Genomic DNA, 23,746 nt, shown 5'->3' on the forward strand with positions numbered 1-23,746 from the left:
GAAAATAATCTGGCCGCCTTTCGCGCATGCCGGCCATCGTACATGCGGGCCTTGCGGAACAAGGAACGGGACGGCTGGAGCGGCCCCGATCCCACTTATAATCGCGGGTTTTGATGACGCGTATTTTGTCCATTTTAATGCCTAGCCGCTCCGCCGCCGCCAACCCGCCGCCTTCGGGCGCCCTGCCGGCCGCCTTCCGCTCGCGCGGCTGCCCCGCATGCTGAAGCGATTCGGCAACCCGGACGTCGCGAAGGCCGTCGCGAATCTCGTCTGGCTGGGGCTCGAACGGCTCACGCAGATCGGCGTCGCGATCGCGATCAGCGGTCTTCTGGCCCGTTATTTCGGGCCGGACGTGTTCGGCAAATGGCAGTATGCGAATACGCTTCTCCTCGTACTGGCGCCGCTCACCTGGGTGTGCGGCGCCGAAATCCTGGTTCCGACCATCGTCCAGCGCCCGCCCGCGCAGCTCGGCGCGGTGCTTGGCAGCGCCTTCGTGCTGCGCATCGGCGTGTCCGCCGTCGCGCTCGTCGCGACCTGGATCGCGATCGGCGCCGGCGCGTTCGACCCGCTCGTCGGCGCGATGCTCGCGGGCCTCGCGGTCACGATGGTGTTCCGCGAGCCGTTCGTCGGCGTGATCAACGCGTGGCTGCAGAGCCTGACCTACAGCAAGCCGCAGCTCGTGACCAGCATGCTCACCGCGCTGGCGAAGGCGCTGCTCGTCTGGCTGCTGGTCCGCGCGGCCGCCGGCCCTGCCCGCTTCGCGTGGCTGTGGGCGCTGGAGGCCGCCGTGATCGGCTTCGCGCTGCTGCTCTACTTCCGCCATCGTAACGGCGGCGCGCTCGGCTGGACGTTCGACAAACCGCTGTTCAGGCACTTTGCCACCGCCGGCACCGTGTTCTGGCTCGGCCTGATCTGCATGTACCTGTTCCTGAAGCTCGACCGCCTGATGCTCGAGCGTCACGTGTCGTTCGCCGACCTCGGCCGCTACTCGGCGGCCCAGCAGCTCAACGAGAACTGGATCACGCTCGCGCTGATGCTCGCGCAGACCATCGCGCCCGCGTTCGTGTACCGCGTGCAGGACGTCGCGCGGCTGCGCCGCAACATCGTCCGGCTGATCGCGATGACCGCCGGCCTGATGACGGCCGGTGCGCTGGTGCTGGACGCGGCCGCGCCGCTCATCGTCGGCAAGGTGTTCGGCCGCGGTTACGAGGCGTCGGTCGACATCTTCCGCTGGGCCGTCTGGCTGTCCGTGCCGGCCGGCATCGAGGCGATAGGCAATCTTATCGTTCTCAAATATCAAGCAAAATTCGTGTTGCTGGCGAAATGGGTGCTCGCGCTCGCGATCGCCGCGCTCGTCAACGTGTTCGCCATCCCCCGGCTCGGCCTGTACGGCGCGCTCGTCGGGCTGGCGGCCGGCTATGTCGCCGCCGCCGCCGTTAATTTTTATTACATTCGTTTCAAGCTGCGCCCATGACGTCTCCCGATTGCCCGCCCCCGCTCGACGATGTGGCCGTGCTGATGCCGGCCTACAACGGCCACGACGACGTCGTGCGCACCCTCGCGTCGTTTCGCGAGGACGCGCCGGTGCACGTGCTGATCGTCGATGACGGCAGCACGCCGCCGATCGTGGCGCCCGACCTGCCCGGCCTTGCGGTCGAGGTGCTGCGCATGCCGCGCAACGGCGGCATCGAGCGCGCGCTCGAGGCCGGCATCGACGCGCTCGCGGCGCGCGGCTTCCGCTTCGCGGCCCGCATCGACGCCGGCGACCTCGCCGCGCCGCGGCGCCTCTCGAAGCAGCGCGCGTATCTCGATGCGCACCCGCGCGTGGCCTGCGTCGGCATGTGGACCCAGGTCGTGTCACGTGCCGGCGAGCCGCGCTTCATGCTGACGCCGCCCGCCGACCCGCGCACGCTGCGCCGCACGCGCTTCCTGCGCTCGCCGCTCGTGCATCCGTCAGTCATGCTGCGCATCGACGCCGTGCGCGAAGTCGGCAATTACCGCGCGAAATATCGCGCGGCCGAGGATCTCGATCTTTTTTTACGGTTAATGCAACGCTACGATTGCGCGAACCTGCCCGAGCTCGGCCTCTACTACGAGCTCAACGAGGGCGGGATCAGCGCGACCAAGCGCCGCCGCCAGCTGATATCGACGCTATCGCTGCTGCTGCGGCACTTCAACGTGCTGAACCCGTACGACTGGGCCGGCCTCGCCAAGAACCTGCTGCATTTTGTTACGCCGTACCGTACGCTGCAGCGGATCAAGCAGACGCTGTTCGCGGCGCGGCCGTCCGCGTAGCCCGCCTCCGGCATTTTCGACGCTTTATTTTTTGCTTTTTTTCATGTCCGCTACCTCCTCGCTGCGCATCGCGCTCGTCTGCAACACGGCCTGGGCGATCTACACGTACCGCCACGGGCTGATCCGTGCGCTCGTCGCGCGCGGCGCCGAGGTCATCGTGATCGCGCCGCACGACCGCACGGTGCCGCTGCTCGAGCAGATGGGCTGCCGCTACGTCGCGCTCGCCGTCGCGTCGAAAGGCACGAGCCCGCGCGAGGATCTCGGCACGCTTGCCGCGCTGGTGCGCCATTACCGCGCGCTCGAGCCCGATCTCGTGTTCCATTACACGATCAAGCCGAACATCTACGGGTCGATCGCCGCGTGGCTCGCGCGCGTGCCGTCGATCGCGGTCACGACCGGCCTCGGCTATGTGTTCATCCAGAAAAGCCGTGCGGCGAGCGTCGCGAAGCGCCTGTACCGGTTCGCGTTCCGCTTTCCGCGTGAAGTCTGGTTCCTGAACCGCGACGATCTCGCGACCTTCACCGACGAGCAGCTGCTCGCGCACCCCGAGCGCGCGCGGCTGCTGCACGGCGAAGGCGTCGATCTCGACCAGTTCGCGCCGGTGCCGCTGCCCGCCGGCCGTGGCCCCGTGTTCATCCTGATCGGCCGGCTGCTGTGGGACAAGGGCGTGCGCGAATACGTCGAGGCCGCGCGCGTCGTACGGGATCGCTACCCGGACGCGCGCTTCCAGCTGCTCGGGCCGCTCGGCGTCGACAATCCGAGCGCGATCGGCCGCGCGGACGTCGACGCGTGGGTCGGCGAAGGCGTCGTCGAGTATCTTGGCGAGGCGCACGACGTGCGCCCGCACATCGCGGCGGCCGACTGCGTCGTGCTGCCGTCGTACCGCGAGGGCGTGCCGCGCACGCTGATGGAGGCGTCCGCGATGGGCCGCCCGATCGTCGCGACCGACGTGCCGGGTTGCCGCGACGTCGTCGCCGACGGAGAAACCGGCTTCCTGTGCCGCGTGCGCGACAGTGCGAGCCTCGCGGAGCAGCTGATCCGCATGATCGAACTCGGGACCGCCGGACGCGACGCGATGGGCGCGTGCGGCCGCCGCAAGGTGAGCGCGGAATTCGACGAGCAGCAGGTCGTCGAACGCTACCGGCAGACCATTCATACATTGACCGGCATCACACTCTGAAGGAGCGCATCAGCATGACCGCTAAAGGCACCATCCTCGTTACCGGCGGTGCGGGCTATATCGGCTCGCATACGGCCGTCGAGCTGCTCGACAACGGCTACGATGTCGTGATCGTCGACAACCTCGTCAACAGCAAGGCCGAGTCCGTCCGGCGCATCGAGCGGATCACCGGCAGGACGCCCGCGTTCCACCAGGTCGACGTGTGCGACGAAGCCGCGCTCGCGAAGGTGTTCGACGCGCATCCGATCACGGGCACGATCCATTTCGCGGCGCTCAAGGCGGTCGGCGAATCGGTCGCGAAGCCGCTCGAGTATTACCAGAACAACCTTGGCGGGCTGCTCTCGGTGCTCAAGATCATGCGCGAGCGCAACGTCCGGCAGTTCGTGTTCAGCTCGTCGGCGACCGTGTACGGCGTGCCGGAGCGCTCGCCGATCGACGAATCGTTCCCGTTGTCGGCCACCAACCCGTACGGCCAGTCGAAGCTGATCGCCGAGCAGGTCCTGCGCGATCTCGAGGTATCGGACCCGTCGTGGCGCATCGCGACGCTGCGCTACTTCAACCCGGTCGGCGCGCATGCGAGCGGGCTGATTGGCGAGGATCCGGCCGGCATCCCGAACAACCTGATGCCGTACGTCGCGCAGGTCGCGGTCGGCAAGCTCGAGAAGCTGCGCGTGTTCGGCTCCGACTACCCGACGCCGGACGGCACCGGCGTGCGCGACTACATCCACGTCGTCGATCTCGCGAAGGGGCACATCGCCGCGCTCGACGCGCTCGCGAAGCGCGATGCGAGCTTCGTCGTGAACCTCGGCACGGGCCAGGGCTACAGCGTGCTGGAAGTCGTGCGCGCGTTCGAGAAGGCGTCGGGCCGCCCGGTGCCGTATGAACTCGTCGCGCGCCGCCCGGGCGACATCGCCGAGTGCTACGCGAATCCGCAGGCTGCGGCCGACCTCATCGGCTGGCGCGCAACGCTCGGGATCGACGAGATGTGCGCCGACCACTGGAAATGGCAGGAGGGGAACCCCCGCGGTTTTGTATAATCCGCTGTCCATTTTTCGAGCGATCCCATGCTCAGCTTCGCGTCCGGCTTCATCGTCTCCCTGCTCGTCACGTTGTTCATCGTGCGCTATGCACATCTGCACGAGAAATTCTCGGTCGACAGCGACCTGGCCGGCGTGCAGAAATTCCACGTACGGCCGGTGCCGCGTGTCGGGGGCATCGGGATCCTCGCCGGGGTCGTCATTGCCGCGCTACTCGTGTCGCGGCGCTATCCGACGATCGCCGGCAGCATTCTCGGGATCGTCGCGTGCGGGATGCCGGCGTTCCTGTCGGGCCTCGTCGAGGACCTGACCAAGCGCGTGTCGCCGCGCGCGCGGCTGCTCTGCACGATGGGCGCGGCCGCGCTGGCGTTCTGGCTGCTGGGCATCGCGGTCAAGCGGATCAGCGTGCCGCCGCTCGACTTCCTGCTCGGCTACGTGGCCATTTCGGCGTTCATCACGGTGCTCGCGGTCGCGGCGCTGGCCAACGCGATCAACATCATCGACGGCTTCAACGGCCTCGCGTCGATGGTCAGCTTCATGATGTTCGCGTCGCTTGCGTATGTCGCATTCCACGTCAACGACCCGGTCGTGATGTCGGCGTCGATCATCATGATGGGCGCCGTGCTCGGCTTCTTCCTGTGGAATTTCCCTGCGGGGCTGATCTTCCTCGGCGACGGCGGCGCGTATTTCATCGGCTTCATGCTCGCCGAACTCGCGATCATGCTCGTGATGCGCAATCGCGAAGTGTCGGCGTGGTATCCGGTGCTGCTGTTCATGTATCCGATCTTCGAGACGTGTTTCTCGATCTACCGGAAGAAGTTCATCCGCGGGATGTCGCCGGGGATTCCGGACGGCGTGCATCTTCATATGCTCGTGTACAAGCGGCTGATGCGCTGGGCCGTCGGGACGAAGCATGCGCACGACCTCACGCGGCGCAATTCGCTGACGTCGCCTTATCTTTGGCTGCTGTGCCTCGTTGCGGTGATTCCGGCGACGCTGTTCTGGCGGCACACGGTGCACCTGTTCGTTTTTGTCGTGCTGTTCGCGCTGACGTATGTGTGGCTTTATCTCAGCATCGTCAGGTTCAAGGTGCCGCGGTGGATGGTGGTGAGAAAGGAAAGACGCGGGCAGTGAGTCCAGCACCCAAAACGAAAAAAGCGCCTCGCGGGGCGCTTTTTTCATGCTCGGGGCCAACGTGGGCGGCGTCCGCGGGCGCTCATTCGTTCGATACGGCTCGCGCCATCGGCACGCTCTGCAGCACCGGGGCGACGGTCGTCTGATATTCCGGCACCCAGCGCCGCAGATCCCGACGCACCTCGTCGTCGCTCAGCACGCGGTGCTGCATCAGCCACGGCAACAGCTCGTCAAGCAGATGGTCCGGCACTTCCCGCGCACGTGCAATCCGCAGCTTCGGATGCGGCGTGCGCGTGGTCGTCTCGTCGTCCGCGAGCAGTTCCTCGTAGAGTTTCTCGCCCGGACGCAGCCCCGTGAATTCGATCCGGATCTGCCCTTCCGAGAAGCCGTAGAGACGGATCAGATCGCGCGCGAGATCCACGATCTTGACCGGCTCGCCCATGTCGAGAATGAAGATCTCGCCGCCGTGCCCCATGCTCGACGCCTGCAGCACGAGTTGCGACGCTTCAGGAATCGTCATGAAGAAGCGTGTGATCTCGGGATGCGTGACCGTCACCGGGCCGCCCTTCGCGATCTGCTGCTGGAACTTCGGGATCACGCTGCCGGCGCTGCCGAGCACGTTGCCGAAACGCACCGTCTCGAACTGCGTGCCTTCGCTCGTCTGCTGCAACGCCTGGCACGCCATCTCCGCGAGCCGCTTGCTCGCGCCCATCACATTGGTCGGATTGACGGCCTTGTCGGTCGAAATCAGCACGAAATGGCGCACGTTGTGGCGGATCGCCGAGCGGGCGACGCGATAGGTGCCCAGCACGTTGTTGCGCAGCGCCTGCCACGCGTTGTGCTCCTCCATCAGCGGCACGTGCTTGTACGCGGCCGCGTGGAAAACGATATGCGGCGCATAGCGCGACATCACCTGGTCGAGCAGCAGCGAATCCTTCGCGTCGCCGATGATCGGTACGACAGGCTGGTCGGGGAAGCGCTCGCGCAGTTCCTCGGCGAGCCGGTACATCGCATATTCGGAGAGATCGAACGCGACCAGTTGCGCCGGCTTGAAACGTAGGATCTGCCGGCACAGCTCGGAACCGATCGAACCGCCCGCGCCGGTTACCATCACGACGCGGCCGCGCAGCAGCGCCTCGACGTGCGGCGTGTCGATCGTGACGGCATCGCGTCCGAGCAAGTCCTCGAGATCGATATTGCGCACCTGCGACAGGAACCCCTGCCCCGGCATCAGCGCGGTCAGCGATGGCAGCACCATCGCCTTCACTCCGGCGCGCACGCACAATGTCGCAACGCGGCGCTGTGTTTCAACGGATGCCGACGGAATCGCGATGATCGCGTATTCGACCTTCATCGCATCGGTCCAGTGCTTCAGGTCGTTGAACGAGCCGAGCACCTTGTAGCCGTAGATCTCGCGCCCCTGCTTGGTCGGATCGTCGTCGAGGAGGCCCACGAGACGCCATTCCCCCGAACGCGACAGTTCGCGCGCGAGGCTCGCGCCGGCCGTGCCGGCGCCGAGCACGAGCACCGGCTTGCCCTGCCCGACGAGCCCGCCGTACAGGTAGAACTCCTTCGTTGCGCGGTACAGCGCGCGGGCGCCGCCCATCGCGAGGAACAGCATCAGCGGCGACACGAGCAACACCGAACGCGGGATGATCGGCGACGGCTGGAACATCACGGCGCCGATCATCACGATCACGCCGCCGCCAATCACCGCCTTCGAAATCCGAACCAGGTCCGGAAGGCTCGCGAACACCCACAGGCCGCGATACAGGCCGAATACGTGAAACATCAGCGCGTAGACCGGCAGCACCCAGACGAGCGCCGTCAGCGCGCCGCCCATGAAATCGGACGGAACGCTGCCGTTGAATCGGACGAGATAGGCGAACAACCACGCGGCGGTGACCGCCGTCAGGTCAAACAGGAAAGCGCTCAGCGAAAGCCATGATGCTTTGGATCGCAACATCGGCAGGAAACCTCAAGAGTTATTTTCGGCGGCCGACTGAAACCGGCGCCAGCGCATGTCGATTACCAGTCCGATACATGCCAGGACGCCGTACCACGCGAAGAACGACAGCCACTGCTGCAGTTCCGGGCGGCCCTTTGCCCACACGGCGACGATTATGCCCGCGAGCATGATGAGGTACCAATAAAGAGCGGTCCGGCGGTGACCTACGCCCGCCCGGACCATCCTTTGATAATAATGCTCCCGGTGCGCTTGCCAGAACTTTTCGCCACGTAACAGACGTCTCAAAAGTGTTACAGATGCGTCGGCAATAAAGGGCGCGAACACCAGCGCCGGGAACCAGATCGGCCAGACGCCGGCCCGCCAGCCCCAATAGCCGAGCGCACCAGCCAGGAATCCGAGCGGAATCGAACCCGCATCGCCGAGAAACAGCCGGGCCGGATGGAAGTTCAGCAGCAGAAAGCCGAGCGCGGCGCCGGCGACAGCCGAGCCGGCCACGGCCAGATCCGGTGACGGCATCGGGCCGGTCAGCGCCGCGACCGCATATGCGCCGAAGCCGAACAGCGCCATGCCGCCCGCGAGGCCGTCGGCGCCGTCCATGAAGTTGTACAGGTTCGTCAGCCACACCATCGCGAAGCCGATGCCGACCAGCAGCCACCACGGTGCGTCGGCCGGGAACACGGCGATCAGCGCGACGACCGCCGCGAGGTGCGCCGAGAACCGCACGCGGGCGGGCAGCCCGCGCCGGTCGTCGATCTGCGACATCGCGGCGAGTCCGGCGGCGGCGACGGCGATCAGCCACAAGTGCGGCGCCAGCGCGAGCAGCGCAACGACGCAGACCGGTACGATGCCCCATCCGCCGACGCGCGGCGTCGGCAGCGTATGGAGCGAACGGTCGTTCGGAATGTCGGTGGCAAGGCGCCACGCGAGGCCGGTCGCGAGCAGCATGCGCAGGATGGCCGTGGACGCAAGTACGGCGGCGAACGTCACCGCAGCTGCAGTGATCCATGAGGGAGTTGCGAGAAGCATGTGTTTATATTTGGGTACCGCGCGAACGATACCATGTAGCGGTCGCTTCAAGTCCCTGCTGCGTCGTGAACGGAGGTTGCCAGTCCAACGTGCGTTTCACGTGGGCGGTATCGAGCCGCAAGCTACCCGTTAGACGGTCGACAGCAGCATGTCGACCAGTCAGTTTGCCAAGTGCATGCAACGCCGCAACCGGCACTGGAAACAGCCTCGTCGGCCTGCCGAGCACATCGCCGAGCGCGCGCAATAGCTCCACGATGGAAAGAGCGTCGTCATCGGCGATATGAAAGCACTCACCGGCAGCGCGTGGATCGCTTGCGCATCGAAGCAGGCTGTCGGCCAGATTTTCGACATACACGAGACTGCGGCGAGCGGTGACGCTCGCCAGCGGAAGCGGAATCGCCATGTCGACCGCTTTCATCAGCCCCAGAAAATTGGCGCCGACGCCTGGGCCATAGACGAGGGGCGGTCGCACAACGACGACTTCAAGACCTTGCGTTTGCCCGAATTCCCGGATCGCCAGTTCAGCCTCGAGTTTTGACATGCCATACGGATCTGTCGGCATCGCCTCGTCGTCCTCGCGCCACGGCCGTCCCGGCTCCCCCTCTCCCAGCGCCTTGATACTGCTTACCAATACCAAGCGGCGAGCACCAGCTCGCAATGCCGCCCTTGCGACGTTCAAGGACCCTTCGACATTTACCGCCCTGAAGGCAGCAAGCGGGTTCGCAACTCGATCCCGCATAACATGGACGCGGGCGGCTAGGTGAATAACGACATCGCAACGGTCGAGCCCAGGGAAACCATTCGCAACACCGGCAAAGTTGTCGTCGCCAATCACACACTCATGAACGTAGGACTCGCACACACCGGGCCGACGCACCAGCCCGATCACGTGATTGCCGTGTGCGTTGGCACGTAAACTGACGGCGCGACCCACGAATCCGTTTGCACCGCTGATCGCAATTCGCATCACGCATACCTTCCAATGAACGGCACGACTGCATGTCGCGCTGTTGCAGTATTCACGCCGCCACCGAACGGTACACGTCGCACGTTTTCTCGACCGTTGCGGACCACGTAAAGTCGGCTGCCCGGCGCAAGCCTTTCGCAACCAGTTCGCCACGCAGTGACTCATTGTCCAGCGTGCGTTCAAGGCCATCCGCGATCGCGTCAACAGCATACGGATCGACCTCCCATGCCGCTCCTCCAGCCACCTCGGGTAACGAGGTGACGTTCGAGGTCAGCACGGGCACGCCGCTCGCCATCGCTTCCGCCACCGGCAGACCAAATCCCTCGTAAAGCGAAGGGTACGCAAATACCGCCGCGGATGCGAACAACTGCACGAGATCGTTGCGGGACACATATCCGGGTGCGATCAATTGACCGCGCATGGCCAACGGTTCGATTTCCCGCATCAGCTCCGAATTCATCCAACCCTCGGCGCCGATCAACACGAGGGGAAACGCCTGGCGGACCGCAACCGGCAAGCGCGAGAACGCCTCCACGAGACGGCGCAGGTTCTTCCGGGGCTGAAGTGTGCATACCGATAGCACGAAGCCCTGGTAGCGCAATCCAGAACGCGATAGCACCGACTCGCATTCTTCCTCGCCCCGAGGCCTAAAACAGGGCTCCACGCCAAGATGGATCGCGATCACCTTGTCGTCCGGCAAACCGTAGATCTCATGAATGGCCTGCTTCGTGTAGTGGCTCACTGCAATCACGGCCCGCGCCTGCTCCAGAGTCCGAGGTAGTCCATCGTCTACGTATTTAACGGCGGCTTTGGGATGAAATTCCGGATGGCGACGATGCGATAGATCATGAATCGTAACGACGGTCGGTCCGCGATAGCGGGACGCGATGAAATTTGTCTCATGATAGATATAACCGCGAGCTGCAAACTCATCGCGCGGCCGCGCCGAAGCAAACCCTCTGAGCAATGTGCGGGCCTCATAGACTCCTGGAACATTCCGCGCCGCACGAACTGCTGACGCTACCGGCCCGCGGGTCAGCCGAGCCGCCTTTTTCAGCGCGGATTGATCGCACATCAATTCGCTAAGGCTGTCGTCCTCGTATACTTTCGGACCGATCCATCCTGCCAGAGCTTCGATATCCCGTTGCGTTCGCAGTCCTTCCAGCAAATGCTGGGTGTAGTAACCGACACCGCTTCTCGGAGGTCGCAGCGAATTCAGATCAAAAACGAGCTTCATGCGGTCCACTAACGACTGATTGGAGACTGTTTGAGGTTTGCCAGAGGCGGCAGTTAAACATCGATCGCTGCGCGCTTTTGCTTCGATTGCGAGATCCTCGTCGTGCCGCACCCGCAACGAATTGTGCCGAGTGGGAACGAAACCCACGGAATACGGACGTCATGTGAAGCAATAGCAGCCACGGACGGGGGCAATAGCTTAACACTCCGCCTGTCATGAAAGCGTGCCCGACAATCACCTTGCGCACCTCACCACTGCGACCTACTGCACGACGCCGCCCCAGTTCCTCCGACACGGACAGCGCGCTTACGTGCGGCGCGGGTTCAGGCTCGAAAAGGGCGCGATTATGTCGCCAAATGTAGTCAATGATGGTGCGAGCCCGTGCATCCCGGATCGATGCCAACCCAGAAGCCGCCGAAGCAGTCCGGTGCAGCCCCGGTGGGGCTGGTACAGGACTCGCCCCCGTCGGCGAACCACAAAAAGTTTGTAACCTAATGCGTCGGATGGGGCGGGAGCTAGCGGAATCTCGGCTACAATCGTCCATTGCACCATAGATTCCTGCCGCTTAAGTTCACATGAGCATTGTTCCCATCATCATCTGCGGTGGCGCGGGCACCCGCCTTTGGCCGGTATCGCGCGAAGCGTTTCCGAAACCCCTGCTCAAGCTGGCGGACGGTCAATCATTACTGCAAAAGACTTACCTTCGCGCGTGCGGCATTCCAGGCGTCGAGGAAATCGTCTTCGTCACGAATCGCGATACATACTTCCTGACCAAGGACGAATGCACTGAAATTCGCCACGACGGTGTGAAGATGGGGTTCGTACTCGAACCGGTTTCGCGCAATACCGCGGCAGCGATCGAAGCCGCTGCGCTGGTCGTGCGTGAGCGCCATGGTCCGGAAGCGGTCATGCTCGTCATGCCGGCGGACCATTTGATCAACGATCTCGCAGCGTTCAATGCGGCAGTCCAGAAGGCATCGGACGCAGCCAATGCCGGCAAGGTGGTGGCGTTCGGCGTGAAGCCGACCCGCGCTGAAACGGGCTTCGGCTATATCCAGTACGACCGCGGCACGCGTGAAGAAACTGACGCTTGCGACATCGTCAGCTTCGTCGAGAAACCGAACGCCGAAGTGGCTGCAAAGCTTGCGACTGACGGTCAGCATGCGTGGAATGCGGGCATTTTCTGTTTCGCCGCCCAGACGATGCTCGACGAAATGGAAACGCTGGCGATCGACGTTGCCGAGCCGGTCAAGCAAGCCGTTCCCGACGGAAGCTGGACCTCGATCGGCGAGGATTACGTCGTGGAACTCACGCGCACAGCATTCGAAACGGCAAAGGACATCTCGATCGACTACGCCGTGATGGAGCGCACGAAGAAGGCGGCAGTCGTGCCGTGCGACATCGGCTGGAGCGACATCGGCTCCTGGCTCGCCATCAGCGACCTGACCCAGCCCGACGATCAAGGCAACCGGATTGAAGGTGCCGCCCTTCTGCACGATACGTCGAACTGCTATTTCCGTTCCGAAGACCGGATGATCGGTGCCGTGGGTGTCGAGGATCTCGTGGTCGTGGACACCCCCGACGCACTGTTGATCGCCCGGCGCGACCGCGCGCAGGACGTCAAGCAAATCGTCGCGCAGTTGAAGCAATCGAATCACGACGCGTATCGAATCCATCGGACAGTTCATCGTCCGTGGGGCACTTATACGGTGCTCGAAGAAGGTGATCGCTTCAAGATGAAGCGCATCGTCGTCAAGCCCGGGGCGTCGTTGTCGTTGCAGATGCACCATCATCGCAGCGAACACTGGATCGTCGTGCGCGGATGTGCAGACGTCGTCAACGGTGAACGCGTCATTTCGCTACAACCGAACGAGTCGACATACATTCCCGCTGGGCACAAACATCGGCTGATCAATCCGGGTGTCGTCGACCTCGTACTCATTGAAGTGCAGTGCGGAGAATATCTCGGGGAAGACGATATCGTCCGCTTCGAGGACGTCTACGGACGGGCGCCTGCAACCTGACGCCAAGCGGCGCAATACTCAAGGGGGCGATACGATATCGCCCCCTGCCGTTTGCGCTCCTTTGGTGACCTGAAGCGATATGCACGTTTTACATTTCTACAAGACCTACCGCCCGGACTCGATGGGAGGGGTAGAAGAACTAATCGGCCAGGTATGCTCGGGCGCTAGCAAGCATGGAATCACCAGTGAAGTCCTGACCGTTAGCACGGACACGACTTCCGTCGACTTTGGCGACCATGTTCACCATCGAGCCAAGGTGAACGTCCAGATTGCGTCCTCTCCATTCTCGATTGCGGCATTCCAGCGCTTTGCCGAACTTGCCCGACGGGCCGATGTCATCCATTACCACTTTCCGTGGCCCTTCATGGATGTCGTCCATTTCGCCACGCGTTGTCGGAAGCCGTCTGTCGTCACGTACCATGCCGACATCACGCGGCAGAAGGTTCTGCTTCAGGCTTACAAGCCACTGCAGCGCCTCTTTCTGCGCGACGTCGATCGAATCGTGGCGACATCGCCAAACTACCTCGAGACAAGCCCCGTATTGCGTCAATTCAAGGACAAGGTTGACGTCATTCCGATCGGTCTCGATGAAACTCGCTACCCTACGGTCGACCCAGAGCGAGTGGCCTATTGGCACAACCGGGTAGGTTCAAAATTCTTCCTGTTCGTCGGCAATTTGCGCTACTACAAAGGCCTGCACATCCTGTTGGATGCGCTCGTCAATACGTCGATGAAGGTGGTAATCGTCGGAGCCGGGCCAGTCGAGAGCGAGCTCAAGGCCCAAGCCGCACGCCTCGGGCTGGGTGACCGCGCGATATTCGTCGGCGCGGTGCCCGACGAAGACAAGGTTGCCCTTCTGAGTATGTGCCACGGGCTCACGTTTCCGTCGCACCTCCGTGCCGAGGCATTCGGCATCTCGCTAGTCGAAGGAGCAATGTTCGGCAAAGCGTTGGTTTCCACCGAGATTGGCACGGGTACCTCGTATGTGAATGTCGCGGGCAAGACGGGACTGGTTGTTCCCCCGAACGATCCCGCCGCCCTGCGCGCTGCAATGACCACCCTGTGGAACGATTCCGACCTGGCTGCAACACTTGGTAAACATGCACGCCAGCGATTCGAGCAAAATCTAACCGCCGGACAGATGGTCGATCGCTACGTCGATCTTTACCATCAATTGTCCCGGTAAGGGTGCGACGGCGACGGCGGAGACACCAGCGCGGCCGAATCGCCTCAGGCCAATCAATTCCCTTGCAAGCAAACGATGTCGCAGCGCATTGATAAAACAACGCTCCTGAGCCGGCTGGAACAAGCCGGCATAAACAGAACCTTTACGATCGCATTTACCCCTCGCTGCGGCAGTACCGTCTTGTCCAATGCATTGACCGGCGCCGGCATTGGACGACCGACCGAGTACTTCCAGTATCCCTACTCCGAACAGTCTCCATTTGGTGTAACACCTGGGGAACGCTTCGAAGAAAATTTTGAAACGCTGGTGCTCGATCGAAGTGCCAATGGTATTTTCGGTTCAAAGATCATGCACGATCATCGTGCGCACCTCGATGACTGGTTGGCAAGCAGCGTTGACGGCTACGCAACGCTGGACGACATCCTGCCCAACCATCGCTGGGTTTATATCCGGCGAGAAAATTCGATCAAGCAAGCCGTATCCCTCTACATTGCGGACGAAACCGGTGTATGGCACATGCCGGCAGGCAGTGATTCAGGCACATCTCCGCCGGAAGTTCGATACGACTTCTTCGCGATCCTGACGAAGCTGATGATGCTTTTATCACATGAAGCTAACTGGGACGCGTATTTCGACAAGACCGGCATCCAACCGCTGCGGATGACGTACGAATCACTAATAGCTTCGCCGTCCAAGTTCCTTACGGCGATGGCCGATCATCTCAACGCTCCCGCGCACGAGATAACCAGCGCCCATTTGAGCCGCAGCGGAGGCCTGGATAAAATATCCGACCGAATGAGCGACGTTTATCGAGATATTCGTGAGCGCTTTACTAAAGATTTTCTCAACATCGGACGGCGTGATAATCGTGCAATGCTCGGCGCCGGCCTAGAGCGCTGGGTCGATTTCTTCGGCAACCAACGATGGCGAACCGAGGATCCCAAATAAGCGAGATATCTGCCGACACGCAGGTACCCTGCAATCAACACAATAGCTACCTGAGTTCATCCTCCTGCGCCCCTGATCATCGAGCGCATTCGGTCTTCGCGCGGCTCAGCAAGAAAGAGCTGCCGCCACGAATTGACGGTCCTGAACTCCACGAAACGATACGTCATCGCGGAAAGAAATACCATCGCCCCAATGAAGCAGACGATGCGTATCGCCCCCGCCCCGCCGAGATCGATCTGCAACGCGCGCAGTACGGGCAGATGCCAGAGATAGACGCTATAGCATCCCATGCCGAACACCTGCAACACACGGGAACGCAATAACCTTGCGAGCAGCGACCCGTCGCTCAGCGCAGTGACGATAAACAACGCCGACGCGATATCGAGCACGTTGTTCAGGACGGCCGTCCATTCCGCCGGAATCCGTTTGTCGAAGCACCCGGTAAAACCGCAAGTTGCCACAACCAGCAACGCCGTCGCAACAAGAGGCAGAACGCCGCGACCATTGTCCGATCACATAAGAGCGCGCAAGCCACATGCCGATAACGAACTCATCGAGTCGGCCAATGAGAAGTGCGTCGATGATCCAGTCCGGTCCGAAGAATACCGGGTAGTAAATTCTCCGGAGCAGCCTGACGCACAATGAGAAAACAATTGCAAAGCCAAGCAGTCGCGTCAAGCCGATCCGCTCTGCAATCGCGACCAGGAGTGGAAATATCAGGCTGAACAGCACTTCCGTTCCGATGGACCGGAGCGCTCAATTCGAAGATGGCGAGTACGTATCCGGAAAAAGCGGGAACGTAAAGGTCAGGCACCGGACGATCTCACGGATCGCCCGTTCATTTGCATTGACGAATTGTCCGCTCAGAGCGAACGTCGCCACCACGACCAGAATACATTGGCATCAGGCGAAGGAAGCGATGCCTGTAGAACTGAGCAACATCTTCGCGCCCGGTGAAGCTCCGTTTACCGGCCGCATACGGCAAATAGAGCACGAAACCCGAAAGGATGAAGAATAGGTTCACGCCCATCCAACCATTCCATAGTACCAGCTCAGTAGGCGTACCCCAAAGGCGCGGCGGCGTCGGCACAAGCACAAAACTCAAGCGATGCCAGACAACCGCAAGAATGGCGATTCCGCGCAGCCCATTGATCTCAGCAAGGCGGGGGATTCGAACTCCGTGCTCCGGAACAGTGGCCATGATTTCCGTCGATCACCCTTTACCGCCACGTCACGCGTATCGCAAATATCTGCGATACGCGTGACGCACGACCCAAATTTGCCGACTCGAACCTATTACAACAACTTCAACATTAGCGATTCGAAGCCCGGTAGTACGCGCAAGTTGCCATATCCGCTAATGTGGTCTCCGTCGAAGAACAGGGGTCTTCTGCCGTCATATGCTGAACACGCCTTATCCGAACACAGCATCGGCAGCGGATCCCAAGTATATACATTCGGCACCTTCGCTTCCATCTGCTCATACGATTTCAGAATCGGAGCTCGCATTTCATCGATTTCACTACGACTGATCAACGGACCGCGCTCACAAATCGGATTGTGCCGATTGAACCAATCCGAGCAACGATATGGAACCATACGGAAAATCGGCTTTGGCGCTTCCAGCACAACTTTGCCACCACGCTTCTCTATATCCTGCAGTATCGGAATGGCCTCTTCGACTGATCGAGTTCGGCCTTTGACTGCCTCGTCACCAAACAACTGATTCCGCGCAGTCTCATCGCCAAAATAAGCCCATTGATCGATCATTCGGGGCAAACGCAATGAGGGCAGGAAAACCACGTCACCAGGCTGCAGCTTCGCCAGCATATCCTTCAACGCCGAATCGCCGTACTGATGGCAGACCGGGTTTCCGTCCTCGCGCCACGGCTGCAAACTAAGGAACGGACAACCGGCATTGTTGTAAGCGTAAACCGTTACACCTGTTTGCACCACGAATTGCTTGAACATTCCCGAATAGGCCATCGCATGAGAGTCACCGATTACGAAGACCCGATGCGAACTCCTCGCCGGCAGATCGCAGTTTTTACGCGAATAGACCCAGAGCTGCCCGCCTTGCACGTCCTGAGGCGCGACGTCGGTATGACAACCGGGGAAAGCGGGACTCGTGTCGGTTCCATACGGATACCAATCGTCTCCGTGTCTAGTCACGGTGCTCAAGGAAAACTTGGGTTGAGCTTCAGCCATCATTGACGACAGCCCTGCGCCACCAATCATCAGGCAAAGTCCACATCCCACGATGACGAGGCGGGGAATTCGGGCTGCCGACAATCCATGTCGGAACGGTTCCTCAATGAATCGGTATGACGCCATCGCCAACGCGAACGTCAGCACAATGGCGCAAACGATCGCGAGCGGCGACTCAAGCCCCGCCGTCCAGCGCAACACGACGTAAACTGGCCAGTGCCACAAATAGAGCGAATAGGAAATTCGCCCCACAAAACGAGCCGGACCACTTTCAAGTACCGTCGAGATGAAACCCGCATGCTCGCGACGATACAAAAATCCCAGCAGGCCGACCGTGCCGATTACTGGAACGATCGCGCCTGGAAACGGATAATGATCTGACTTCGAAATCACGAGTCCGGCCATCACCGTCGCTAATGAGATCCATGCCCCTATCTTGACGCCCGCGGTAGCAGGCGCTCGAGTCGATTCATTCGTGATGAACCCGGAGAGCGCGAAACATTGGTACAGCAAAACGCCAGCGGCCAGCTCCCAGAATCGACCGAAAATGAAATAGAACGCTTGCGTTTGATTCGCCTGCCCGAGCCAGTGCCCCCACACGAATGACGCACCGAACGCCGCAGCAATCAGAATGACCGACAGATGTCGCCAGTTCTTTCGGGCGAGCCAAGCCCAGAACAAAAACGGAAAGGCCAGATAGAACTGCTCCTCAACGCCAAGCGACCAAGTGTGCGTGTATGGGTTGAATTCAGCGGTCGGAGAAAAATAGTCGTTGCCGACCGAGCCCAAAATGAAGTTACTCAGGCCGAAGAATGCATAGAGACCGGTCTTTTGGCTCTTATCACTCAGATACGACGACGGGATGAACAATGCGGAAACGAGTCCCGTCACCAGCAACACGACGATCAGTGCAGGCAAAATTCGCCGCATCCGCCGTGCATAGAACAACAGCAGAAATCGCCCGATCGAGATCGAACCGAGATTCGCGACCGAGGAACTGACGACGAATCCGGAGATCACGAAAAAGATATCGACCCCGGAAAATCCACCAGGAAGCCAATGGGCGTTCAGGTGGAAAAGCATGACGGACAATACCGCCAATGCACGTAGGCCGTCGATATATGGAAAATAGGCTGTCTTCGCACTCGCCATTGCTAGTTATCTTAAAAATTGGACGCCTTTATCACTGCCCGAGCGACATCCCACACAGGCAGGCCGCCTTGAATTATTGGATCTTGCTTACGAGATTGACGAAATTCCTTGCTACCCTGCTCGGCGAAAACTGCTCAGCATACCGGGTCGCATGTCTGACAAACGTCTCATAACTCTCGCCACCCTGACCGCGCCATGCAGCCGACGTGACTTTCTCCACTGCTTGAGCAAGCTCTGCGGAAAGACTGTTAATGCAGCCCGTGTCGACGAGTCGACCGAAGCCGTTCGTCACCGACGGTACGTTGGAGTTGTCGTAGGCGATGACATAGCATCCGTTGGAGATCGCCTCGACAATCGGTACTCCGAATCCTTCGTGATACGTCGGCAAGACGAACAAATCGGCATCCTGCAGGATCTCGTGCTTCTGCTCTTCCGAAGCGTTGCCATGAATGTTAACGTCGACGCGTCGGCCATACTGTCGCACCAGCGCGGCAATGATCGTCTCGATCTGCGCCAGAAGTTCAGGATCCGAAAACAACAGATTGCCGACCATATCGACTTTGAGTCCGCATGTCGGGTTCGATGCCAATACGTTGCTGAGCGCCATCAGCAACTCATGCGGCCCTTTCGACTTCACGAACCTGCCGATGAACGCGATGCGTACGATGTTATCCACAACGCTCGGCTTTCTCGATGGAGGGTGCGACATCGAGTGAATTGCAAGTGGCAACACCGTGGCAGGCGTGTTGATACCGGCCTTGCGGAGCACCTCGAGATTCGTATCGCTCACGCAGATGACGTGATCGGCCCACGCAATATTCGACATCTGCGAAAAGGACTGGTCGATCAGTGCACGACTTTCCGGTTTGACGAACTCCCGCGGCGTGACATTATGAAACACCACCAGACGTCGTGCGTTCGCCGGAACGATCGACAACAGATCGAACAGCGGATAGTAGATGCCGAAGTGAAAGATGACGACATCACTCGCCAGAAAATGCGGATCGAACGCAATATCCCTGACGTCAGACACCACCGTCGACGGAATGTCTTCATACTCGCATGCGTACGCGTACAAGCGAACGTCGTCGACACCGCTCTTGCGCAAAGCGCGTACTTCGTCACGGATGCTGTTGGAAATTGCGTCGTTCTTCACGCAAATTCCGTTCACGTATGAGACTTTCATTACGCAACCGAATTGAGGTGGTTGTTGATCGCAAGCGAATAAAGTGCCGAACTCTCGGATGCCATACGCGTTGCCGTAAACCGCTCCGCGAACAGGCGTTTTCCGGCAGCCCCCATACGCTCACGCAGTTCGGACGAGTCGACAAGCCGCCGAATTGCTTGCGCCAGCGACTTCGCGTCACCTGGTGTCACTAGTAATCCGTTGACATCGTGCGAAACCACCTCTGGCATCCCGCCCGCGGCGCATCCGATCACAGGCTTTCCTTCGCGCATGGCCTCGAGGAACACGAGACCAAACGATTCGAATCGACTCGGGGCGATAAAGACGTCGCATTCGGCATAAGCCGCGCGCACCACCTCATCCGGCACACGGCCCTCGAACGACAAACGATCGCCCCACTTGCGCCCAGCATCCGAATCGATAAAAACGTCCTTGAAGGGACGTCCGGTCGGACCCGGCAGCGTGTCATCACCGATCACCCGCACCTTCAGGTTCGGTGTTTCTGCGAGTACATCCGGAAGCGCCTCCAATAACACGTCAATGCCTTTGCGCGGCTCAAGTCGACCGACAAACAGCAGCGTGACAACATCGGGGTTTGACGTAGGCTTCCCCTTCGATGTGGGCGCATTTGCCGCAAGGCCGTGCGGCACGACGATCGTCTTCTGTTGATCGAATTTGAATCCGTACGCTGCCTCGATCTCGGTCACGATCGCCCGACTATTGGCGCGAACCGCGTTTACGCGAGTCATCATTTCCTGCTCCAGCGCGAGCATCGGCTTGCCGAACGACTTCATCCACGCGGCATCGGCGGCGTACTCGGGATGCGTCTGAATCCAGAAGTGCAGCGTCGTGTGCAAACTCGTCACTACCGGCCAACGACCGTCGAACAGGAATGCGCATCCCTCGCAGTCCCAGATCGGCGCTTCGACCACGCCGATCTTGCGATGCGACGCAATGCGCTCGACTTCCTCGAGCGCCGTTGCCGACCAGTTCCAGATGTGGGCGGGAATATTCCTCTCGACGGCATCGCTGGAACGCCCCATCTCTTTCGTTACGATACGGTGAATCCACGCCCCATTTTCGAAATCGACACGATTGAAATCCGGGCTCTGTGTAATCACGTGAACGATTCGGCCTTCCGAGCCGAGCCCTTCGGCAAGATCCTTGTTGAACGTGGCAATTCCACCTGCTTGCGCCGGCGGATAATCGCGTGCGATCAACACAATTGCGTCCTGACTCGAATCACCGAATGTCTGGAATTTCTTGAATTCGCCAGCGACACGTGCCTTCTTTTCGGCGGTGATCAGTTCCGCGTGCCCGTTCAATCCATGTTCAACGCCGGTATCCCAGGCGCGGGCATTCTCCTCCTTGAATTTGTCGAGTTCCGACTTGTCAAGACGGCCGCCGTCTATATGGAAGCGAATATCGTTTTGGTGCCCTTGCGAAAACTTCCGGTTGTCGTCGAAGATCTCGTCCAGCGGCAGATATTTGCGTGCGTGCTTGAGCGAAAAATAGATCTTGTTCTTGATCACCGGATACCGGTAACGCGTGATCTTGTGATCGTCGCGAACATGGCTCGGCGCAAATTTATGGTGCACGTACGCGTTCGACAACTGACGAATGACGTATCCGGCGTCGACCAATCGGCAGCACAGCTCCGTTTCATCGAGGTAGTACTCGATCTCCTCGTCGAAGCCGCCCACCTCCATCAGGGCTGACCGACGAAATGATGCGTTTGTCCCCTGAAGGTAAGGAAATTCATAGGATCCCGGAAAGCACAGATGCTCGGCACTCTTCTTTGCGGCCCAGTTCGAATTTCCCAAGCGATTGGCGGTACTGTACTCATACTGGAATGTGTAACCCGTCTGATCGAACACGAGCCCACCCGCACCGCCGATTTCTGGAGAGTCGTAAGCTGCCGCGAGTTGTGTGAGCCATTCCGGCTCCGGGATCGCATCGTCATCGATAAAGGCAACGACGTCACCTTCGGCCATGCAGATGCCGACGTTTCGAGAAACCGACAGGTTCGCGACCGGACACGTCCCGGCGCGGATGAACGACGACCAGGACGAAATCACGTCCGCCGACCCATCAGTCGACGGCCCGTTCACTACGATGACTTCGAAGTCACCAGCGTACCGAATCCAGCGAAAACTCTCTAACGTCTTCTGCAACAATGCGGCACGATTGAGCGTATTTATGACAATCGAAAAGCTCAACATGGGTTACCTCGATATTTCGGTACAGTGTTTGATGGTGATACTCGACAAAGCGGCGTCGCTCGCACATTCGGTGGTTCGGTATGCTTGCCGTTTCGTTTCGTCACGGCCATCGAGGGCCTGACCGAACGAAGGCAGGTGACGACTGCACTCGATCGCAGACGTTGCATCAGGCCGGTATCGCACGTTTCGCCACGATTTCAAATTCGTAGCAGTTTCCGTTGCGTCGTCCAGTCTGGATCACCGAAATATCGACAAACCCCGCCTCCTTCAGAATGGCCGACATGGATTCAGGGGTGAACATGTTGAAGTGAAAATCGCCATCGTAATCCTGACCACCGAACGTCACCTCGCGCAGGTACGCGTACGGGTAATCACCGTCGATGTAGTTCTTCATCATCGCCTGTGCATCGGGAACGACCGCGTGGAACTCGCCACCCGGCTTCAGAAGGCCGAACCAGTATGGCAACAACTCGCGGGCCATCTGCTCCTGAGGAAAATGCTCAAGCAAGTGCGCGGAGAAAATTTCAGTCAACTCACCATTCTTGAATGGCAGTTCGTCGACCTCCGAGACGATATCGACACCCGGCAATGCTCGGCGGTCGACATTCAAATAGCCATCCAGCGCGATATGGCCGCAACCCAGATTAAGCCGCAACTGACCGTTGCTGGCTGCTGCGGCCACCTTCTCCTTCGCGATGATTTCTGTCTTCGCCTTCAGTGTGTCTTCCTTCTCGCCCGGCGACGAAGCGCCATAGCGCATTTCGAACATCAATTCCCGGCGAACGAATTCGACGCGGCCAAGCAGATATCGAACAGAGTCGTCCATGCCGCCCAAGCGCTCGTCCAGGCGACGTACAAGCGCCTCGACTTCCGGCAGGCGTGCGTCCGCACTTTCGCGCTGCTTCGCCAATGCCTCATGGTCCGACGCCTTGCGTTCTTCGAGTACGGCCTTCAGTTGTTTGACGTCCGCATGAAGCCGTCGCAACGCAACGGGCACCGATCGTACGAGATTGTCTTGGTCGTTATCGATCAACCGTTGACGATCGTTCAACTCCGACAACGTGCGCAAGAGCATCGGAAGCTGATCTCGTTCATAAACGTCCTGACGATGCATGACGTCGGCGCGGAACTCAGGGAGCCGTATCGCGGCGACCACGATGCGTACGAGTCGGCCCACTACCGGCCAGTTCGCAACGGCTCGCACCACCTTTCTAATTTCAGCCTTCATATTCAATCAACTCTCAAAATACGCTCAATGATTCTCTGCCGCGACTAGGCGCGGTGCTCACGAAGTTCCGTCCCTGGCTTCCGTTCGACAGTGCGAAAGGTCTGCTGTATCGAGGTCGCCCTGAAGCTCCGTGCGTACACTCAAATCAACTTCCGGATCTTGCGCGCTGGAACGCCACCGTACAGCCAACCCGCCTCGACTTCGTCGCACGTCACGACTGCGCCCGCGGCGATCACCGCATGGTCGCCGATCGTACACGGGCCCGCGACGATCGCGTTGGATGCAATCCAAACCCCTTTCCCAATCACGATATCGCGCCCTTCCCGCGGATAGTCGTGCCGGGCGGACATCTGCTCAGTCAACGGATGCGTGCCCGTAATCAAACTGACGTTATGACCGAAGAACGTCTGATCGCCAATGACGATGCGCCCTGATGACACATTCATGAGCGTGTTCACCAATTGCACGCCCTCTCCAAGCGAGATGCGGTCCCATTCACCGCCGAACACGACCGGCGTCATGACCAGTCGCTGCGCGATTCCCGGCGTCATCCGCTCGATGAGGCGCTCGACGACAGAATCTGACTCCCATGGCACGGACTGCGACGCGTTTGACGATTGCTCCGCCGCCACGCGCCGGGCAACTTGAGCCATGAAGTCCGCCGATTCAGCAAGACGCGAGATGACACGATCGGTCACGGCTTCAATCAATCGTTCCCGGATTCTTGTCCTAAGACGCTCAAACATG

General features: G+C 60.3%; 19 protein-coding genes. 8 read left to right on the forward strand and 11 right to left on the reverse strand.

The genetic code is table 11. The annotated features are described in order from the left end of the window. The first annotated feature begins 217 nt into the window (after nt 1-217). Genes U4Z31_RS23930 through U4Z31_RS23950 form a run of 5 tightly spaced genes read left to right on the forward strand, consistent with a single transcriptional unit; the run spans nt 218 to nt 5,646 of the window. Nucleotides 218-1,474, forward strand: coding sequence for an oligosaccharide flippase family protein (locus U4Z31_RS23930; RefSeq protein WP_124893603.1), 1,257 nt, complete (start codon nt 218-220; stop codon nt 1,472-1,474). Continuing rightward, on the forward strand, nt 1,471-2,295 hold the full coding sequence (locus U4Z31_RS23935; RefSeq protein ID WP_321811541.1) for a glycosyltransferase: 825 nt from the start codon (nt 1,471-1,473) through the stop codon (nt 2,293-2,295). The genes U4Z31_RS23930 and U4Z31_RS23935 overlap by 4 nt, the downstream gene beginning before the upstream one ends. 43 nt (nt 2,296-2,338) lie before the next feature. Continuing rightward, a complete protein-coding gene (locus tag U4Z31_RS23940) occupies nt 2,339-3,475 on the forward strand; it encodes a glycosyltransferase family 4 protein (RefSeq protein ID WP_124488763.1) in 1,137 nt (378 codons plus the stop codon). A gap of 14 nt (nt 3,476-3,489) precedes the next feature. After that, the gene (gene galE, locus U4Z31_RS23945; protein ID WP_044846276.1) at nt 3,490-4,512 is read left to right on the forward strand and encodes a UDP-glucose 4-epimerase GalE; all 1,023 of its coding nucleotides are present in this window, start codon (nt 3,490-3,492) and stop codon (nt 4,510-4,512) included. 27 nt (nt 4,513-4,539) lie between these two features. Next, the gene (locus U4Z31_RS23950; protein ID WP_044846277.1) at nt 4,540-5,646 is read left to right on the forward strand and encodes an MraY family glycosyltransferase; all 1,107 of its coding nucleotides are present in this window, start codon (nt 4,540-4,542) and stop codon (nt 5,644-5,646) included. 82 nt (nt 5,647-5,728) lie between these two features. On the opposite strand, the gene U4Z31_RS23955 is transcribed toward U4Z31_RS23950, so the two are convergent. The 4 genes from U4Z31_RS23955 to U4Z31_RS23970 are packed head-to-tail and all read right to left on the reverse strand — an operon-like array spanning nt 5,729 to nt 10,845. Beyond that, nucleotides 5,729-7,612 (reverse strand): polysaccharide biosynthesis protein, encoded by a 1,884-nt coding sequence (locus U4Z31_RS23955; protein WP_044846278.1) that lies wholly within the window; start codon nt 7,610-7,612, stop codon nt 5,729-5,731. Between the two features lie 12 nt (nt 7,613-7,624). After that, entirely contained in the window at nt 7,625-8,641 is a 1,017-nt protein-coding gene (locus U4Z31_RS23960; protein WP_124573000.1) for an MraY family glycosyltransferase, read from the reverse strand. Between the two features lie 4 nt (nt 8,642-8,645). Then, nucleotides 8,646-9,611 (reverse strand): NAD-dependent epimerase/dehydratase family protein, encoded by a 966-nt coding sequence (locus U4Z31_RS23965; RefSeq protein ID WP_321811542.1) that lies wholly within the window; start codon nt 9,609-9,611, stop codon nt 8,646-8,648. A gap of 49 nt (nt 9,612-9,660) precedes the next feature. Next, entirely contained in the window at nt 9,661-10,845 is a 1,185-nt protein-coding gene (locus U4Z31_RS23970) for a glycosyltransferase family 4 protein (protein ID WP_124529047.1), read from the reverse strand. 575 nt (nt 10,846-11,420) lie between these two features. Between U4Z31_RS23970 and U4Z31_RS23975 the strand changes: the two genes are divergently transcribed. The 3 genes from U4Z31_RS23975 (at nt 11,421) to U4Z31_RS23985 (ending at nt 15,003) form a co-directional block, all read left to right on the forward strand. After that, on the forward strand, nt 11,421-12,869 hold the full coding sequence (locus U4Z31_RS23975) for a mannose-1-phosphate guanylyltransferase/mannose-6-phosphate isomerase (RefSeq protein WP_124529045.1): 1,449 nt from the start codon (nt 11,421-11,423) through the stop codon (nt 12,867-12,869). 121 nt (nt 12,870-12,990) lie between these two features. Then, complete coding sequence (locus U4Z31_RS23980; RefSeq protein ID WP_321811581.1) at nt 12,991-14,055, forward strand: glycosyltransferase; 1,065 nt, start codon at nt 12,991-12,993, stop codon at nt 14,053-14,055. Nucleotides 14,056-14,130: 75 nt separating this feature from the next. Beyond that, on the forward strand, nt 14,131-15,003 hold the full coding sequence (locus U4Z31_RS23985; protein ID WP_321811543.1) for a Stf0 family sulfotransferase: 873 nt from the start codon (nt 14,131-14,133) through the stop codon (nt 15,001-15,003). A 56-nt stretch (nt 15,004-15,059) separates the two neighbouring features. Here the strand turns inward: U4Z31_RS23985 and U4Z31_RS23990 are convergent, their stop codons facing one another. The 7 genes from U4Z31_RS23990 to U4Z31_RS24020 all read right to left on the reverse strand — a co-directional run bounded on the left by U4Z31_RS23990 (nt 15,060) and on the right by U4Z31_RS24020 (nt 23,745). Next, nucleotides 15,060-15,473, reverse strand: a complete 414-nt coding sequence (locus tag U4Z31_RS23990) for a hypothetical protein (RefSeq protein ID WP_321811544.1) — start codon at nt 15,471-15,473, stop codon at nt 15,060-15,062. 368 nt (nt 15,474-15,841) lie between these two features. Further along, nucleotides 15,842-16,204: an acyltransferase family protein gene (locus tag U4Z31_RS23995; RefSeq protein ID WP_124573010.1), complete on the reverse strand. Its 363-nt coding sequence runs from the start codon at nt 16,202-16,204 to the stop codon at nt 15,842-15,844. 95 nt (nt 16,205-16,299) lie between these two features. Continuing rightward, complete coding sequence (locus U4Z31_RS24000) at nt 16,300-18,363, reverse strand: acyltransferase family protein (protein WP_124529035.1); 2,064 nt, start codon at nt 18,361-18,363, stop codon at nt 16,300-16,302. Between the two features lie 73 nt (nt 18,364-18,436). Then, nucleotides 18,437-19,519, reverse strand: a complete 1,083-nt coding sequence (locus U4Z31_RS24005) for a glycosyltransferase family 4 protein (protein WP_185500340.1) — start codon at nt 19,517-19,519, stop codon at nt 18,437-18,439. 29 nt (nt 19,520-19,548) lie between these two features. Next, on the reverse strand, nt 19,549-21,771 hold the full coding sequence (locus U4Z31_RS24010; protein ID WP_321811545.1) for a glycosyltransferase: 2,223 nt from the start codon (nt 21,769-21,771) through the stop codon (nt 19,549-19,551). 166 nt (nt 21,772-21,937) lie between these two features. Continuing rightward, nucleotides 21,938-23,005, reverse strand: coding sequence for a hypothetical protein (locus U4Z31_RS24015; RefSeq protein WP_124529029.1), 1,068 nt, complete (start codon nt 23,003-23,005; stop codon nt 21,938-21,940). Between the two features lie 134 nt (nt 23,006-23,139). Continuing rightward, nucleotides 23,140-23,745 (reverse strand): acyltransferase, encoded by a 606-nt coding sequence (locus U4Z31_RS24020; protein WP_321811546.1) that lies wholly within the window; start codon nt 23,743-23,745, stop codon nt 23,140-23,142. Nucleotide 23,746: the final 1 nt, after the last annotated feature.

Source organism: Burkholderia sp. BCC1985 (assembly GCF_905339915.1).
GTDB lineage: Bacteria > Pseudomonadota > Gammaproteobacteria > Burkholderiales > Burkholderiaceae > Burkholderia.

Coding starts and splice junctions, on each gene's coding strand:
- U4Z31_RS23930 (WP_124893603.1), top strand. CDS start 218: ATGCTGAAGCGATTCGGCAACCCGGACGTCGCGAAGGCCGTCGCGAAT.
- U4Z31_RS23935 (WP_321811541.1), top strand. CDS start 1,471: ATGACGTCTCCCGATTGCCCGCCCCCGCTCGACGATGTGGCCGTGCTG.
- U4Z31_RS23940 (WP_124488763.1), top strand. CDS start 2,339: ATGTCCGCTACCTCCTCGCTGCGCATCGCGCTCGTCTGCAACACGGCC.
- galE (WP_044846276.1), top strand. CDS start 3,490: ATGACCGCTAAAGGCACCATCCTCGTTACCGGCGGTGCGGGCTATATC.
- U4Z31_RS23950 (WP_044846277.1), top strand. CDS start 4,540: ATGCTCAGCTTCGCGTCCGGCTTCATCGTCTCCCTGCTCGTCACGTTG.
- U4Z31_RS23955 (WP_044846278.1), bottom strand. CDS start 7,612: ATGTTGCGATCCAAAGCATCATGGCTTTCGCTGAGCGCTTTCCTGTTT.
- U4Z31_RS23960 (WP_124573000.1), bottom strand. CDS start 8,641: ATGCTTCTCGCAACTCCCTCATGGATCACTGCAGCTGCGGTGACGTTC.
- U4Z31_RS23970 (WP_124529047.1), bottom strand. CDS start 10,845: ATGAAGCTCGTTTTTGATCTGAATTCGCTGCGACCTCCGAGAAGCGGT.
- U4Z31_RS23975 (WP_124529045.1), top strand. CDS start 11,421: ATGAGCATTGTTCCCATCATCATCTGCGGTGGCGCGGGCACCCGCCTT.
- U4Z31_RS23980 (WP_321811581.1), top strand. CDS start 12,991: ATGGGAGGGGTAGAAGAACTAATCGGCCAGGTATGCTCGGGCGCTAGC.
- U4Z31_RS23985 (WP_321811543.1), top strand. CDS start 14,131: ATGTCGCAGCGCATTGATAAAACAACGCTCCTGAGCCGGCTGGAACAA.
- U4Z31_RS23995 (WP_124573010.1), bottom strand. CDS start 16,204: ATGGCCACTGTTCCGGAGCACGGAGTTCGAATCCCCCGCCTTGCTGAG.
- U4Z31_RS24000 (WP_124529035.1), bottom strand. CDS start 18,363: ATGGCGAGTGCGAAGACAGCCTATTTTCCATATATCGACGGCCTACGT.
- U4Z31_RS24010 (WP_321811545.1), bottom strand. CDS start 21,771: ATGTTGAGCTTTTCGATTGTCATAAATACGCTCAATCGTGCCGCATTG.
- U4Z31_RS24020 (WP_321811546.1), bottom strand. CDS start 23,745: ATGTTTGAGCGTCTTAGGACAAGAATCCGGGAACGATTGATTGAAGCC.